14 protein-coding genes and 1 pseudogene are annotated in these 14803 nt (G+C 65.5%); 9 read left to right on the forward strand and 6 right to left on the reverse strand.

What is annotated here, in order from left to right; all coding sequences use genetic code 11:
* Positions 1–8: 8 nt before the first annotated feature.
* Positions 9–2372 (forward strand): CaiB/BaiF CoA transferase family protein, encoded by a 2364-nt coding sequence (locus tag A5650_RS03905; protein WP_067286498.1) that lies wholly within the window; start codon positions 9–11, stop codon positions 2370–2372.
* Positions 2373–2377: 5 nt separating this feature from the next.
* On the opposite strand, the gene A5650_RS03910 is transcribed toward A5650_RS03905, so the two are convergent.
* From A5650_RS03910 to A5650_RS03920, 3 genes are all read right to left on the reverse strand, one after another.
* Positions 2378–2851 (reverse strand): MaoC family dehydratase, encoded by a 474-nt coding sequence (locus A5650_RS03910; RefSeq protein WP_067286457.1) that lies wholly within the window; start codon positions 2849–2851, stop codon positions 2378–2380.
* On the reverse strand, positions 2848–4044 hold the full coding sequence (locus A5650_RS03915) for an amidohydrolase family protein (RefSeq protein WP_067286458.1): 1197 nt from the start codon (positions 4042–4044) through the stop codon (positions 2848–2850). The genes A5650_RS03910 and A5650_RS03915 overlap by 4 nt, the downstream gene beginning before the upstream one ends.
* An 89-nt stretch (positions 4045–4133) precedes the next feature.
* Entirely contained in the window at positions 4134–4766 is a 633-nt protein-coding gene (locus tag A5650_RS03920) for a cysteine hydrolase family protein (RefSeq protein WP_067286460.1), read from the reverse strand.
* Positions 4767–4817: 51 nt separating this feature from the next.
* On the opposite strand from A5650_RS03920, the gene A5650_RS03925 reads away from it, so the two are divergent.
* Positions 4818–5255 carry a nuclear transport factor 2 family protein gene (locus tag A5650_RS03925; RefSeq protein WP_067286462.1) on the forward strand — a complete coding sequence of 146 codons (438 nt, stop codon included), beginning with the start codon at positions 4818–4820 and terminating at the stop codon, positions 5253–5255.
* On the opposite strand, the gene A5650_RS03930 is transcribed toward A5650_RS03925, so the two are convergent.
* Together A5650_RS03930 and A5650_RS03935 are read right to left on the reverse strand one after the other, a co-directional pair.
* Positions 5245–6141: a TIGR03619 family F420-dependent LLM class oxidoreductase gene (locus A5650_RS03930; protein ID WP_067286464.1), complete on the reverse strand. Its 897-nt coding sequence runs from the start codon at positions 6139–6141 to the stop codon at positions 5245–5247. The two genes, A5650_RS03925 and A5650_RS03930, sit on opposite strands and share 11 nt — an antisense overlap.
* A gap of 14 nt (positions 6142–6155) precedes the next feature.
* Positions 6156–7274, reverse strand: coding sequence for an acyl-CoA dehydrogenase family protein (locus A5650_RS03935; RefSeq protein WP_067286466.1), 1119 nt, complete (start codon positions 7272–7274; stop codon positions 6156–6158).
* Between the two features lie 202 nt (positions 7275–7476).
* Between A5650_RS03935 and A5650_RS03940 the strand changes: the two genes are divergently transcribed.
* The 4 genes and pseudogenes from A5650_RS03940 to A5650_RS03955 form a co-directional block, all read left to right on the forward strand.
* Positions 7477–8670 (forward strand): amidohydrolase family protein, encoded by a 1194-nt coding sequence (locus tag A5650_RS03940; RefSeq protein WP_067286468.1) that lies wholly within the window; start codon positions 7477–7479, stop codon positions 8668–8670.
* A 6-nt stretch (positions 8671–8676) separates the two neighbouring features.
* The gene (locus A5650_RS03945; protein ID WP_067286469.1) at positions 8677–9651 is read left to right on the forward strand and encodes an acyl-CoA dehydrogenase family protein; all 975 of its coding nucleotides are present in this window, start codon (positions 8677–8679) and stop codon (positions 9649–9651) included.
* Positions 9648–10847, forward strand: coding sequence for an acyl-CoA dehydrogenase family protein (locus A5650_RS03950; RefSeq protein ID WP_067286470.1), 1200 nt, complete (start codon positions 9648–9650; stop codon positions 10845–10847). Before A5650_RS03945 ends, A5650_RS03950 begins: the two co-directional genes overlap by 4 nt.
* 161 nt (positions 10848–11008) lie before the next feature.
* Positions 11009–11572: pseudogene (locus A5650_RS03955) on the forward strand (class I adenylate-forming enzyme family protein); the annotation flags it as partial.
* Here the strand turns inward: A5650_RS03955 and A5650_RS03960 are convergent.
* On the reverse strand, positions 11535–12422 hold the full coding sequence (locus A5650_RS03960; protein ID WP_067286471.1) for an IclR family transcriptional regulator: 888 nt from the start codon (positions 12420–12422) through the stop codon (positions 11535–11537). The pseudogene A5650_RS03955 and the gene A5650_RS03960 sit on opposite strands and share 38 nt — an antisense overlap.
* Before the next feature lie 96 nt (positions 12423–12518).
* On the opposite strand from A5650_RS03960, the gene A5650_RS03965 reads away from it, so the two are divergent.
* From A5650_RS03965 to A5650_RS03975, 3 genes are read left to right on the forward strand one after another with little or no spacing between them, the layout of a single operon-like run.
* Positions 12519–13571: a zinc-binding dehydrogenase gene (locus A5650_RS03965; RefSeq protein WP_064404853.1), complete on the forward strand. Its 1053-nt coding sequence runs from the start codon at positions 12519–12521 to the stop codon at positions 13569–13571.
* Positions 13568–13969 (forward strand): nuclear transport factor 2 family protein, encoded by a 402-nt coding sequence (locus A5650_RS03970; protein WP_067286472.1) that lies wholly within the window; start codon positions 13568–13570, stop codon positions 13967–13969. The genes A5650_RS03965 and A5650_RS03970 overlap by 4 nt, the downstream gene beginning before the upstream one ends.
* Positions 13966–14799: an SDR family NAD(P)-dependent oxidoreductase gene (locus tag A5650_RS03975; protein WP_231745092.1), complete on the forward strand. Its 834-nt coding sequence runs from the start codon at positions 13966–13968 to the stop codon at positions 14797–14799. The genes A5650_RS03970 and A5650_RS03975 overlap by 4 nt, the downstream gene beginning before the upstream one ends.
* Positions 14800–14803: the final 4 nt, after the last annotated feature.

Here is a 14803-nt window from a genome sequence, read left to right on the forward strand (position 1 = left end):
TGGCCGGACTGCGGGTCGTCGAACTGGGCAGCGACATCGCGGCACCGTACTGCACCAAGCTCCTGTCCGATCTCGGTGCCGACGTCTGCAAGATCGAGCCGCCGACGGGTGATCCGCTGCGCGCGTGGGGGCCGTTTCGCGAGGGTACTCAGGAGCACGGCGGGTTGTTCGAGTACCTCAATGCCGGAAAGCGCGGTCTGACACTGGATTTCGGCACCGCTGCCGGCATCGAACAAGCCCACGGGTTGATCTCCGCAGCCGACCTTTTGGTCGAGGATCTGCCGGCCGGGTCGGCCGAGCGGTTCGACTGGGGACTTGATCGCGAGTCGTTACAGCGGATCAACCCCGACCTCGCGGTGGTGAGGATCTCGGACTACGGGCAGGAGGGTCCCCGGCGTGACCAGCCGTCGACATCACTGACCCTGCAGGCGGCGTCGGGGTGGGTGAACGTCAGGGAGTTCGACCGACCGCCCGTGCAGGCCGGAGCGCGTATACCCGAGTACATCGCGGGAGGCTACGCGGCGCTCGCGGCGCTGACCGCCCTGTGCATCGTGGACGCCGAGCCGGGCCGGTTGGTGGAGGCCGATGTCTCGGCGTTCGAGTCGTTGTTGTGCACGCTGCCTTACCCGATGCTGATGGCCGAGCGGCTGAAAAGCATGGGGCTGCCGACGAATTCGAAGGCCGCACCGATGCTGGGTATCGTCCGCGCGGCCGACGGCTGGATCGGCATCAACTGTCTGACCGGGCAGCACTGGCTGGATGTCTGCGCGATGATGGGGCTTCCCGAATTCGGCGAACACCAGCTGGCGATCATGTTGGGCGGGCCGGAGCGCGATGAGTTCTTCGCGAAGGCGCAGCCTTGGCTGGACTCGATTTCGGTCGGCGACCTCGTCGAGCTGAGTCAGGCCATGCGGATTCCGGCCGCCCCGATCTACGACGGCTCCTCGATTCAGGACTGCCCGCAGTACCGCGACCGCGGCTTCTTCGTCGACGGCGGACCCGAGGATGCGCGCTTTCGACGGCCGGGGGCGCCGTTTCGGCTGTCGCGGACGCCAGTGGAAGCGCCGCGGCCCGCGCCGACGCTGGGTATGACGGGCACTCCCCGGTGGGAGTCGCGGGAGCAGCCCAAGGCCGGCGTCGAAGGTGACGCATCGCAACCGTTCGCGGGTTTGAAAGTGTTTGACCTCAGCACGTTCTGGGCCGGTGCGTATCTCACCTGCTATCTCGGCGCGTTCGGCGCGGACGTTGTCAAGGTGGAGTCGGTTCAGCGACCCGACGGGCATCGGTATTCGGGTTCGCTGCTGCGCAACAGCGACCAATGGTACGAGATCGGGCCGCTGTGGCAGGGCACGAACCTCAACAAGCGCGACATCACCCTCGACCTCGGTACCGAGGCCGGCCGGGAGTTGGCATTGCGACTCGCAGCGGATGCCGACGTGGTGGTCGAGAACTTCTCGCCGCGGGTGGTCGAGCAATTCGGGTTGGACTACGACTCACTGGTCCGAATCAACCCGGGTGTGGTCATGGTGCGCATGCCCGGGTTCGGCCTCGAGGGCCCGTGGCGGGACTACGTCGGCTGGGCCCTCAACATCGAACAGCTGGCCGGGATGTCCGCGGTCACCGGCTACGCCGAAGGACCACCCTGCAACCTGCAGGGTCCGGCCGACCCGATCGCAGGCGTTCATGCCTCTGTGGCGCTGCTCGCAGCGCTTGAACACCGGCGCCGAACCGGTGAGGGTCAGCTGATCGAGGTCGCGCAGATCGAGGTCGGCGCGGCAGTGACGGCCGAACCCGTCATCGAGTATTCGTTGACGGGACGTGTGCGCGAACGCGAGGGCAATCGGCACCGCCGTTACGCACAAGGCGTCTATCCCGCTGCCGGAGAGGACGATTGGGTGGCGCTGTCGGTGCGCGACGACACCGACTGGACAGCCGTGACCGACGCGATCGGCCGCCCTGAATTGCGCGACGACCCGCGCTTCGCGTCGGCGGAGGCACGCTTAGCGCATCACGACGAACTCGACGAGGTGATCGCCGAGTCCGCGGCCACGCGGCCGGCCGACGAATTCGCCGAAGCCTTGCTTCAACGCGGTGTGCCGGCGCAGCGGCTGATGACCGCGGACCGGATGTACGACGTCGACCAACTCGAAGCGCGCGGGTTTTATGAAGACCTCGACCATCGCATCGCAGGTCGGCAGCGGTACCCCGGATGGCCGTTCCGGATCACGCCGGGGCCGTCACGCCACCATCGCACCCCCTCACCGACTCTGGGGCAAGACAACGACGCGGTCCTCGGCGCACTCGGGCTCACCGGAGAGGAGATCGCCGCGCTTCGCGAGCGACGCGTCATCGGCGAACGGCTGTTGGAGTGATGCTTTCAGTCGACCATCGCGGCGATGGTGTCGACGACGCAGGCCGGTCGGTCGGAGCCTTCGACCTCGACGGTGACCCGCACCGTGGCCCTGGCGCCGTTGTCGGTGCGGTCCACCTTGATCAGCTCTGCGCCCGCTCGGATGCGGGAGTCGACGGGAACGGGCGCCGGGAACCGTAGTTTGTCCACGCCGTAATTCACCTGCATCGACAAACCGGTGACCTTGTAGATCTGTTGGACGAGGATGGGCACCAACGACAGTGTGAGATAGCCGTGGGCAATGGTCCTGCCGTAGGGCCCTTTCGCCGCCTTCTCAGCGTCCACGTGGATCCACTGGTGGTCACCCGTCGCCTCGGCGAACAGATCGATCTCTTTCTGGGTGACCTTGCGCCATTCGCTGTACCCCAGGTGCTCGCCCACATGCTCTTCGAAGGCGGCGATCCCGTTGTACTCCGTCGGCGACGCTTTCGCTTGCGTCACGCCGGGACCTTTTGGAGGCCGAGTTGCTCGATGGCGTTGCCGCCCATGATCTTCGCCTTAGCGGAATCCGACAAACCCTCCAGTCGGTCGACGAAGCTCAGCGGATCGCCGATGCCCTCGGGGTGTGGAAAGTCCGAGCCGAACATCACGTGGTCCTCACCCATGATCTCGACGATCCCCTTGATGTCGTCCTCGAGGAACGGGTGGATGTAGACGTTGCGCTTGAACACCTCGACAGGATGCTCGTCGAACTCCTTGGGCATCGTCCGGTACGCCTTGTCCAACAGGCGCAGAAGGTTTCGCACCCACCCGCTGCCGTTCTCGACCACGAGGACCTTCAGGTCGGGGAAGCGCGAGAGCGCACCGTGGCAGATCAGCGCGGCCAGCGTGTCCTCCATCGCCCGGAAGCCCATCACCACCTCGCGCAGTGCGCTGGGCTTGAAGGAAAGGTACTCGTCGCCGCCCTCCCATTCCATGAGGTGCTTCTGGTAGCCGCTGTCTGCCGCGTGGAACGTCACGGGAATGCCTGCGTCGACGACCTCCTGCCAGAACGGGTCGAACTCCGGCAGGCCCATCGAGCGCGAACCCCCGAACCGGCTCGGCACCGGGGCAGGCCGCACGAGAAACGTCTTCATGCCGCGCTCGAGACACCAGCGGAACTCCTTGACGGCCTCGTCGACCAGCGGCAGGCAGATCACCGGCGTGGCGAAGATCCGGTCTTGGTAGTTGAAGGTCCAGTGTTCATGCATCCACTCGTTGAGGGCGTGGATGATCGCATGGGTCAGGACGACGTCGTCGGTAGTGCGTTCCTCGATGAGGCTGGCCAGCGTGGGATACATGACGCACTGGTCGATGCCGAGTTCGTCCATCAGCTCGAGCCGGGGTGCGGGCGCCTGGAAGGCCGGGATGACATCCATTGGCTCCCCGACGAACTCGCGGAAGTTCAGCCCATCGGGGTTGTTGCCGAGGAAGTAGTCCTCCGCACTGCCCGGGCGAGCGACGCGTTCGAACGTGGGGTTGGGGATCATATGGCTGATGTGGTCCTTCACGACCAACTTGGGCCGCCCGTTGACCTCGACGTAGCCGACCTTGCCGCGGTGCTGCTTCGGCAGATACTTGGTGAGAGCGTCGGTCGTCTCGTACATGTGGTTGTCAATGTCGAAGACCGGGTACGGCAGGGACCGGGAAGGCATGTGGCCGACCTCCTAAGAGCAGCGAATATGATCATTTACGGCTAGTGAGAACGACGTTATCACCATGCATTGGCGACATCCATATCGGCTCAGGTGCCGATTCCCTTCCAGGCTTGAACGACGTCATCCGTCGTGGTCACCGTCGCGAGCAGCGCCAATGAGTTGTCGATGACCGACTGCGCGTACTCCCGCGGATACCCGCTCACCGCGTCGCGCGGCAGCACGAACTGGTAACTCCGGTTGACGGCGTCCATCACGAAGTTCGGGATCGCGACGTTGACCGAAACACCGACACCCACAATGGTTTTGATATCCAGGTTACGAAGGACCGAGTCCAGGTCAGTGCCGGTCATGGGCCCGACGCCATGCAGGCGGGTGAGGACGATGTCGCTAGGGGCCTGATTCAGCTCCGGCAGCACCGAGGCACCCGGGCTTCCGGGGGTCAGGTCTGCGGCGAAGGACTTACCCGCCATGAAGAGCCTGGCGTTGGTGTTCGAACCGCGGTTGTCGGGGCGCTTCTGGATCAGGCAGTGCACCACCGTCACCCCCGCAGCGCGGGCCGCATCGAGCAGTCGCGCGATGTTCGGGATCGCCTCGCGGCGTGCCTCTTCTGCGAGCATCGGCAGGCCGGCTTGCGGGCCGATCACTCCGCCCTGGCACTCCTGAGTGACCAGCGCGGTCGTGGCGGGATTGAGGAGGTCTTGCAGACGTGGTTGCGGCATGAGAACACACGTTATCGTGCAGCGGCAACTTGTGTTTACATCGGAGGCAAAATGGACAGCTGGGAGCTCGAAGTTCGAGAGTCGGTTCGGCAGACGCTATCCGACTACACCGCAGCCACGGATCGGTTCGATCTCCGTGCGCTGGCGCGGTGCTTCGAACCCGACGGCGTACTCGACTTCAGCGGTGGTGACGAGCCGCTGAAGGGCCCAGAGGCGATCGAAGCGGGTCTGGGCGCCGTCATGGCCGGGGAGCCGGATACCGCGCGGCCAGTGGTGTCACACGTCCGCCACCATGTATCGAGTATCCGGTTCGGGCAGGTGGCGCGCGATCGCGTCGAAGTGAGCAGCTATTTCGCCGTGCACACCGACATCGGGCTCGACCACTGGGGCCGGTACCGGGACGTCCTGGTGCCCCGCGACGGCCGATGGCTGTTCGCGCACCGGCGCATCAGCGTCGACGGCTTCGCAACGGGAAGCCTTATGCGATGAACTCCTTGGCGAACGCCCGCGCGCGATCGATCACCTCGGCGCGGTCGGCGCCCTGTGGGGCGATGGTCAACCATGTCACGCCCATGGCTTCGAGCTTCGCGATGGTGGCGTGCCGTTCGTCGGTGGACTTGGTGTCGTCGAGCAGGTTCCCCGCCGAGAAACAGATGTCCAGCGGCTCGGTTCGACCGACTTCAGCAGCGTATTTCTTGGCCCACACGATTGCGGCCTCGAGGTCCTCGAGGGAGGAGATCTCCGCGGTTCGTGACGCCGCCGCGTAGCCGAAGGTGTTGAACGGCGCCCACCCCTGGGCGCGAGACACCGCGCGACGCACAGCGGGCTTGCTGTTGCCCCCCACCCAGATGGGCGGGGCGGCAGGCACCGGTCGCAGACGCACCCCGCGCGCGGCGAACGACGACCCTTCGTAAGCGACGTCATCACCGGTCATCACACGGCTCAGGACGTCGAGCGCCTCGTCCAGCAGCGCACCCCGAGCGTCGAAATCAATTCCGAGCGCCTTGAACTCCGGTTTCAGATACCCGGCCGCCGTGCCGAGGATGAGGCGGCCGCCGGACAGGACGGCGAGGCTCTGAATTGACTTCGCGCCCAGGAAGGGGTTGCGATAGGCGGCGATGTAGACATTGGTCAGCAGCTTCACGTCGCTGGTGGCCGCAGCGGCGAACGATAACGCGACGAACGGATCGAGGGCGTGGTGGCCGCCGTGGTCGAGCCACTTCGCGTCGGGCGCCGGGTGATCGGTGACGTGCACAGCGGCGAACCCGCTGGACTCGGCGGCGCGCGCTATCTCGGCGATCGCTTCGGCGTTGACGAATTCCGATGCCTCCTCCACCCGCTGAGTGGGGAGTTCAAGCGAATACGAAACGGTCACGGTCGTCCTTCCGGCTAGTGGCTTGATGATGTGACGAGATCTGCCAGGCGTTGTGCGTGGTAGTCGGGAGTGCCGAAGATCAGCTGGGTGGCTTTCGCGCGACGGACGTAGAGGTGCGCGTCGTGCTCCCAGGTGAACCCGATGCCGCCGTGGATCCGCATGTTGTCCAGCGCCACCTGGAGAAACGCTTCCGAACAGGCCATCTTGGCCACCGAAGCCGCGACCGCCTGCTCCTCACCCTCGGGCAGATTGGCGGCGTGCCGCACGGCCGATCGCGCCCCCTCGACCAGCACGAGCATGTCCGCGCAGCGATGTTTGACCGCCTGAAAGCTGCCGATGGTACGGCCGAATTGGATGCGTTCGTTGGCGTAGCCCACGGCCATGTCGAGGCACCGCTGCGCCGCTCCGAGCTGTTCGGCGGCCAGCGCGATGACCGCGACTCGGTGTGCGCGCTCGAGGGCGGGCGCGGCGCCGCCGTCGGTCCCGATGAGCCGCGCGGGGACGGCTTCGAAGTCCAATTTCGCGATCTTTCGCGTCCGATCGAGCGTCGTCAATGGCTCGCGGCTGAGGCCGTCGGCGTCTCCCTCCACTGCGAACAACGATGCGCCGGCGGCGGTATTCGCCGCTACCAGAACGGTATTCGCCGTATGACCGTCGAGGACAAGCGCGGCGTTCCCGTGGAGCAGATAAGAGGGACCGTCGCTGTGTGCCGACAGCGTCACGGCGTCGGGGTCCCATGGATCGAGGCTCCCGTTGAAGATCACGGTGGCGGTCCTCGACCCGTCGACGAGCGCGGGTAGGTACTCGCGCATCGCGGACGCGTCACCGCTGGCGAGCAGCGTGGGGATCGCGAGCGCCACGGTGGACAAGAACGGGGCGCACAGCAGGGCCGCGCCCATCTCTTCGAAGACGACCGCGAGTTCGGGCAGGCCCGCGTCCGCACCCCCGAACTCCTCGGGCACCGCGATCGCGGCCAGGCCGAGGTCGGCGGTCAACTCCCGCCATACCCGCTCGTCGTAGCCCTGCGCAGAATCCATTGCGGTCCGGACGGCGCTGCTCGGCGACCTGGCGGTGAGGAAATCGCGAACCGCCTCGCGCAGGTCGCGGTGATCGACCGCCTCATCCGTGGACATACGGACCTCCCACTGCGACGACGGCGAATACCGTTGCTGCAGTCATGTTTTCCTTCCGCACTGGCGCGCTAGCCATCGCCGCGGCGATGGGTCCGACGTAGGCGGTACTCGATCGAGACAACCCCGGATAGGCATTACCGATCGAGGATAGTATCTTTTCCTGAAAGAGAGAATAAGCATTCTCGCACGAAGGAGCGGCGCGGTGACGACCATTGATTACGGCATTTTCGACTGCGACACGCACTGCTATGAGACGCGCGACGCTTTCACCCGATACCTACCCGAAGAGTTCAAGGACCGAGCCATCACGACGGTGCGCGGGGCTGACGGTGTGGAGGTGATACTCGCCGGTCACCGCGTCGCGACGTTCAACAGCGAAGGCGGCCTCGGCCTTGACGTGGCGTATCGCCCCGGTTCGCTCAAGGAGATGCTGCGCCAGATGGGCTCGGGCAACCCCGAGGAGTCCTACGAGCCACAGCCCATGCAGCCGGAGTACATCGAACGTTCCGCGCGGCTCGCGGTGATGGCCAAGCAGAACGTCGAGCGGATGGTGATCTATCCGAGCGGAATGGCCCTGGCCGCTGAACACTACGTCGACGACACAGCGGCGCTGTACGCGAATCTGCGGTCGTTCAACCGCTGGATCGACGACGAGTGGGGCTTCGACTTCGAGGGCCGCATCTACGCGACTGCGCTGTTGTCCCTGCGCGACCTCGATTCGGCGATCGCCGAGACCGAGGCGATCATCGCGGAGGGTGCGAAGTTCGTGATGCTGCCGACCGGGCCCGCCTACGGGCGGTCGCCGGGCGATCCGTATTTCGACCCGGTGTACGCCCGGCTGCAGGAGGCCGGCTGCGTGCTGGTGTACCACATCATGCCGTTCTGGTACTTCAATGCGATCTCGCCTGCCTGGGGGCACAATCCGGACCCTGCGTCCTGGCACATGTCGGCGTGGCAGTGGATGAACATCTACGGTCAGCGGCCGATCGAGGACACACTCTCCGCGTTGATCTTCGACAATCTGTTCGGCCGCTTCCCGAAGCTCAACGTGTTGGTCGCCGAGCACGGCGCCGAGTGGGTGCCGTTCTTCCTCAAGCACATGGACAAGAGCCGCGGCATGGGCCGCAACGGCCCGTGGATCGGAGGCAAGCTGACCGAGCGGCCGTCGACGATCTTCCGGAAGCACGTCCGCGTCGTGCCGTACCCCGAGGACGACGTCCCGGGCATCGTCACCAGCCTGGGTTTCGATGACGTGCTGGTGATGGGGTCGGATTTCCCGCACGCCGAGGGGCTGGCCGAACCGGCGGACTTTCTCAAGCTCCTCGACCCGCTCGACGACGCCGCGAAGCGACGCATCATGCGCGACAACGCCGAACAGCTGCTGCTGCGGAGCTGACCACCGGTGGACCCCGAGGTCGACGACTCGATCGACATCGAACTGGTACGTGGCGCGGCGCGCGACTTCCTGGCCGGGTGCGGAACGCACGACTCCCTCAAAGACCTCGCCGCGATGGACTGGATGGGACTGCTGGTCGACGAGGATCTCGGCGGCAGCGGGTGGCGCCCGGTGGAGACTACGGTCATCGCCGAGGAACTCGGACGGTCGGGAAGCTCGACACACTGGCTCGGCAGCGTCATCGCTGCTGCGGCGTTGGGTTCGGCGCCGCCCGAGATACGTGACCGGTGGGTGCCCGCCATGCTCGACGGGACGGCTGCGGCGGCCTGCGCCCTGGCCGCTGATGTCACGCGGGTGTCGGGCGCCGACTCGGTGGACATCATTGTCACGTTCGGTGCCAACGGAATTCAGCTGTTCGAGGCGGCAAACACCCTGCGGCGGGAAGTCGACGAAGAGTTGTTGGACGTCAACCGGCCTGTATGGCGTGTCGAACTCTCCGGAGCGCAGAACAAGACCATCGGTGGATCCGAGCGAGCGGAGCAACTACTCGCTCTGGCCAGGATCCTGCTGAGTGCGGATTCGCTCGGCGCACTGTCGGCCACCTTCGAGCGGCTGGTGACCTATCTCAAGGACCGAATCGCCTTCGGTGCGCCGATCGCGAGTTTCCAAGCGGTACAACACCGTTTGGTCGAGCTGTTGGTGTTCGAGGCCAAGGCCCGCGCAGTCATCACCAAGGCCGCCCGCGCGCTGTCCGCCGACGGCGCCACGAGCGATGCGGTCACTCTGTCCGTCGTTGCGCATTCCTTCATCGCGGCGAACACCACGGCGGCCGTCGACGAGTGCATGCAACTTTCGGGCGGCATCGGATTCACCTGGGAATACCCGCTGCATCATGAACTGCGCCGAGTGTTCACGAACGCGTGCCTGCTCGGGACGCCGCGTTCCAGCCGCGCCCTGTTCGCCGACAGGGCCGGCTGGTGAGCGCCCCGCGGACCCGGCCCACCGAGGCCGAGCTTGCCGAGTTCCGAGACCGCGTCCGGGCACACATCGCTGAACACGCACCGCCATTCGAGGCCCGAGAGGGACACCGGGCGCCGGAGACCGGCGAGCAAGAGGTACTGCTGCGCACATGGTTCGCCTCGCTGTTCGACGCGGGATTCGTCGGCGCGGACTGGCCCGTCGAGTACGGCGGCCGGGCCGATCACCATCCCCTGCACGATCGGATCGTCTCCGAGGAGATTCTGCGTGCCCGCGCTCCGCGCCCCGTCGATCAGGTCAACCTGGCGGCCCACGTGCTGCTGCATTTCGGTTCCGATGAGCAGAAATCCACACTGCTGCCGCCGATCCGGAGCAGCGAGCATGTTTGGTGCCAGCTCCTCAGCGAGCCCGATGCGGGCAGCGATATCGCTGCCGTGCGCTGTAAGGGCACGCAACGGCCCGACGGGTCCTGGGTGATCGACGGGCAGAAGACGTGGATCACCGACGGGCACTGGGCCGACATGGGCTTGGCCCTGGTCCGCACCGACCCGACCTCGTCGCGTCATCACGGGCTGTCCGCGTTCATCGTGCCGTTGGCCTCACGGGGCATCCAGATCCGGCCGATCCGCACGATCAACGAGGCGATCGAGGTCAACGAGGTCTTCTTCGATGATGTGGCGATCCCTCCCGACAGCCTGATCGGGCAGCCCGGCCAGGGCTGGTCGATCATCATGGCGGGCCTGGACTTTGAACGGTTCGGCATCGGCGGCAACGTCATCCTGCTCGAACTTCTCATCGACGATCTGGTCACGGTGGCCCGTCACGGTCGGATCGACGACATGCCGGCACTGCAACACGCCGATATCCGGCACCAGGTTGCGGAGTTGGCGGTCGAGGTCGAGGTCGCGAAAGCCTTCATCGACGACCATGTCGAACGGCTGGTGGCCGGCGCCGAGCAGACGGGCGACGGTTCGATCGCCAAGCTCAGCTTCGCCGAGACGTATCACCGGGTTTCGGCCTACGGCGCGCAGCTCTCGACGATGGTCTGCACCGTCGCCGCCGATCCGGCTGTGGCGCTCGCCAAACAGCGTCTGAAAGAATGCTGGCTGTGGTCCCGTGCATACACCGTGTCCGGGGGCAGCTCTGAACTGATGCGCAACATCCTGGCCAAAAGACGCCTCCTGCTGCCGACTCACTGATGGCGCAGACTTATTGGGGTTTGATCCACGCGGCGGCCCAGAACCACCCGGCCCGCGTCGTACTCGTCGATGACTACGGTCGCAGCCTGACCAACAGCCAGTTGCACGATGCGGCGGAACGCACCGCCGCCGCGTTGTTCGAACGTGGGGTCACCAGAGGCACCGTGGCACCGGAGGTTCTCGACCACACCGTCGGACGGCCGGTGCCGGGGGTCTCGATACGCGTGGTCGACGAGAACGAGAGCGAGGTGGGGGTGGGCGAGGAAGGAGAATTGCGACTCAAGGGGCCGCAGTGCTTCCTCGGCTACGTCGATGCGTCGCTGGACGCCGACGCCTTCGACGCCGACGGCTGGTTCCGCACCGGTGACCGAGGCCGGATCGACCGCGACGGCAACGTCGCGATCACCGGGCGCATCAAGGACGCCATCATCCGCAACGCGGAGAACATCTCCGCACTCGAGATCGAGGGCGTGTTGGCCAGCCATCCCGCCGTCGACGACGTCGCGGTCATCGGGGTGCCGGATCCGCGCACCGGCGAACGGGTGTGCGCGGTCGTGGTGGCCACCACTGACGTCACGCTGTCCGATCTCGCAAAGCACTGTCAGGACTTGGGTTTGAGTAAACACAAGTCACCGGAGCGGCTCGAGGTCGTCGACGAACTCCCACGCAATCTCACGGGCAAGGTTCTCAAGAACGAGTTGCGTGCGCGCTTCGCTCCTCGCTGATGCGTGCGATCTCCTGCAGCAGCGGCTCGGCCGCGTTGCGGGTTTCGCGGATGGTCATCTGACGTAGCGGGTGCACACCCAAGATCAGTCGCACTCGGGAGTTCGAGTCGAGCACGGGAGCCGAGATCGTCGCGACCGAATGCGCGCCGCGCAGGTTTTCATCGGGCACCATCTTGGTGGCGATGAACTCGACGCGAAGCTGGTCGACAACCGACCGCAGATTGCCCGGCACGGAGTCATCCGGCAGCGTGCCGATGGCGTGCACCGCCTCCGCGAGTGCCGGAGTCATCCAGTCGACGTCGTAACCCAGGCCGCGGGTATGCGTCAACGCCGCGCGTAGGCGGTCGGCCAGAGACGCATCCCCCGCGGCGCCGCGTTGCACCCATGCCTCCTGTTCGGCTGCGGAATCCCAGGCCGCACAGGCAATGCCGAACGGCGGCGTGTACGGGATCCGATCGTTCGGAAGCGCCGCCGGCGGTGAATCCGACGGATTTTCGAACGCGGTGATAACCAGGTCGTCGCCGATGCGCTCGACGACAGAGGCCGCCATGCCGGTCTTTTCGGCGAGGCGCCGGATGGCATCGCGTGCGACCGCAGCGGTCGGACGCGCGGCGTCCAGGCGGGACGCGATGAGGGCCATCGCTGGACCGAGATAGAACTCTTTGGTCACGGGATCGCGGGTGACCCACCCGCGGTTCTGAAGGCTCGTGAGGATGGCGTGAGCGGTCCCCTGGGAAAGGTCGAGTCGTCGCACGACGTCGGTGAACCGCATTCCACGAGCATCAGTGCGGCTGAGGATCTCGATGATGTCGAGCACCCGCTCGGTCGGAGCTGAACCGGCCCCCTGCACCCTTGACTCCTTTTCGGCCGGATCTTACGGTGATTCTGAAATACGAAGAAATAATCTCGAATATTCGAGATTATCAGCCGACGAAGGTTGCGTCCATTGCGTGCAGTCGTATTGCGTGCCGGCGAATTGACCGTTCGTGAGACGGCCGACCCAGTCCCGGGTCCGAACGACCTGCTGTTGAAGACGCTGAGCACCGCAATCTGCGCGTCCGATGTCCATTTCATGGACCATCCAGAACTCGCCATCGACGATCCGACGGGTCGATCGCTGTACGACGCCGACCGCGACATCGTCATGGGCCACGAATTCGTCGGCGAGGTCATCGGACACGGTCCCGGCTGTGGTGACGCGTTTCCGATCGGATCCCGGGTGACCTCTATGCCTATCCGGTTGGTGGACGGCGGAACCGGTGGTCTGCGCATCATCGGCCAGCATCCCGAGGCGCAGGGCAGCTTTGGTGAACTTCTCGTGGTGTCGGAGGCGACCGCGAGGGTCATCAACGGGTCCGTGTCCAGTGACGCAATCGCCCTCGTCGACGCTTTCGCTGTCGGTGAGTACTACGTGCGTGTCGCCGACGTTCAACCCGGGGAGATTCCGATCGTCGTCGGTGCTGGCGCCATCGGCCTGTCGGCGGTCGCGGCGCTGTCTGCTCGCGGTATCGAGCCGATCATCGTCTCCGACTACAACGCGGACCGCCGCGAACTGGCGCGCTCCGGATTCGGCGCACACGTCCTGCACGATCCTGCCGAACAGTCTGTGTTCGACGTCTTCCGCGACGTGCGCCGGCAACACCACATGTCCGGAACGGCGGTGGTGTTCGAATGCGTAGGAGCCCCGGGCCTCATCAACTCACTCGTCACGGAGGCGGACTTCTACACCCGCATCTATTGCGCAGGCGGTTGGTATACGGGGGACACACTGGACATCACCGAAGCAACCCGCCAGGGATTGACGTTGCGTTTCGGCGGTGGGCCGATGCCGGAGGACTGGTACGGCGTACTCGATGCGGTCGTCGACGGACGCCTCGACCCGATGCCCAGCGTCGGCAGAATCATCGGCCTTGATGACGTGCCCAGCGCACTCGACGAGGCGCGCAGATCCGACGGGCCGCCGCGAATCATCGTGCACCCGAACGGGGACGGCATATGAGTGATCGAGACGAGCTCGTCGAGCTGACGATTCGCTACGCGACCGCGATCGACACGGAGCAGTACTCGCTGCTGACCCAAGTTTTCACCGACGACGCGCAGGTGGACTACGGCGAGGTCGGTCAATGGACGGGCGGCGCCGCGGTCGCCGAGTTCATGGCGGCGGCGCACGTCATGGCGGCCCACACCATGCACCGCGTGTCCAATCAGGCCGTCGACATCGACGGCGACACGGCCACGATGCGTACGTATGTCGACGCCTTGATCCTCCTCGAGGACGGATCGGGTGCGAATCCTGTCGGGTACTACGACGACCAGGCCGTATGGACCGCGGACGGTTGGCGGATCGCCCGTCGCTCCTACACGTCCGTTCGCCTGGCGGCGGTGCCGGCACCGTGACCGACATCGCCGCGAAGTATGGGCCGTGGGCACTGCTGGTCGGCGCATCCGACGGTGTCGGTGCTCTGTTCGCAGAGCGTCTCGCGAGCGAGGGCGTGAATGTCACGCTCGTGGCCCGTCGCCAGCACTTGCTCGACGAGGTCGCCAAGGGAATCCGCGAGCGCAGCAACGCCGAGACGCGGACAGTCGCCGTCGACCTCACCGAGCCTGACGCTTCACAAAGAGTCATCGAGGCGACCGATGACCTCGAGATAGGCATGCTCGTGTACTGCGCCGGCGGTGATCCGAATTACCAGCCCTTCCTTGTCAATCCGGTGTCCGCAGCCGAAGACCTGTTGCAACGCAATTGCCTGGTGTTGATGCGGTTGTGTCACCACTTCGCAGGCCAGATGGTCGAGCGGGGGAGGGGTGGCATCGTGAACTTCACGTCGGGTGCGGCACTGGCGGGTGGCCGAAACATGGTGGCTTACGGCGCAACCAAAGCCTTCGACATGGTGTTCACCGAGGGCTTGTGGGTGGAATTGCACGACAAGGGTGTCGATGTGCTCGGACTGGTCCTCGGCATGACAGATACCCCGGCGCTGCGGAAGCTGGAGTTCGAGCGCGGGCGCCTGGCGTCCATCGACGAGGTTCCCGAGGGCGCGGTCACTGCCGCAAGCGTCGTCGACGAGGCATTCGCCAACCTTGGCAACGGACCGACGATTGCCACCGGCGATGACGTCCGGATGGCCTTTGAGCTCTTCAAGTCCATGTCTCGCAACGAGGTGGTCCGATTGATCATGCAGATGTCCGCCGAAGTCATGGGTACCGACGACCGCGAGGGAAGTTAGCCAC

It is taken from the genome of Mycobacterium sp. 1164985.4 (assembly GCF_001668575.1).
Lineage (GTDB): Bacteria > Actinomycetota > Actinomycetes > Mycobacteriales > Mycobacteriaceae > Mycobacterium.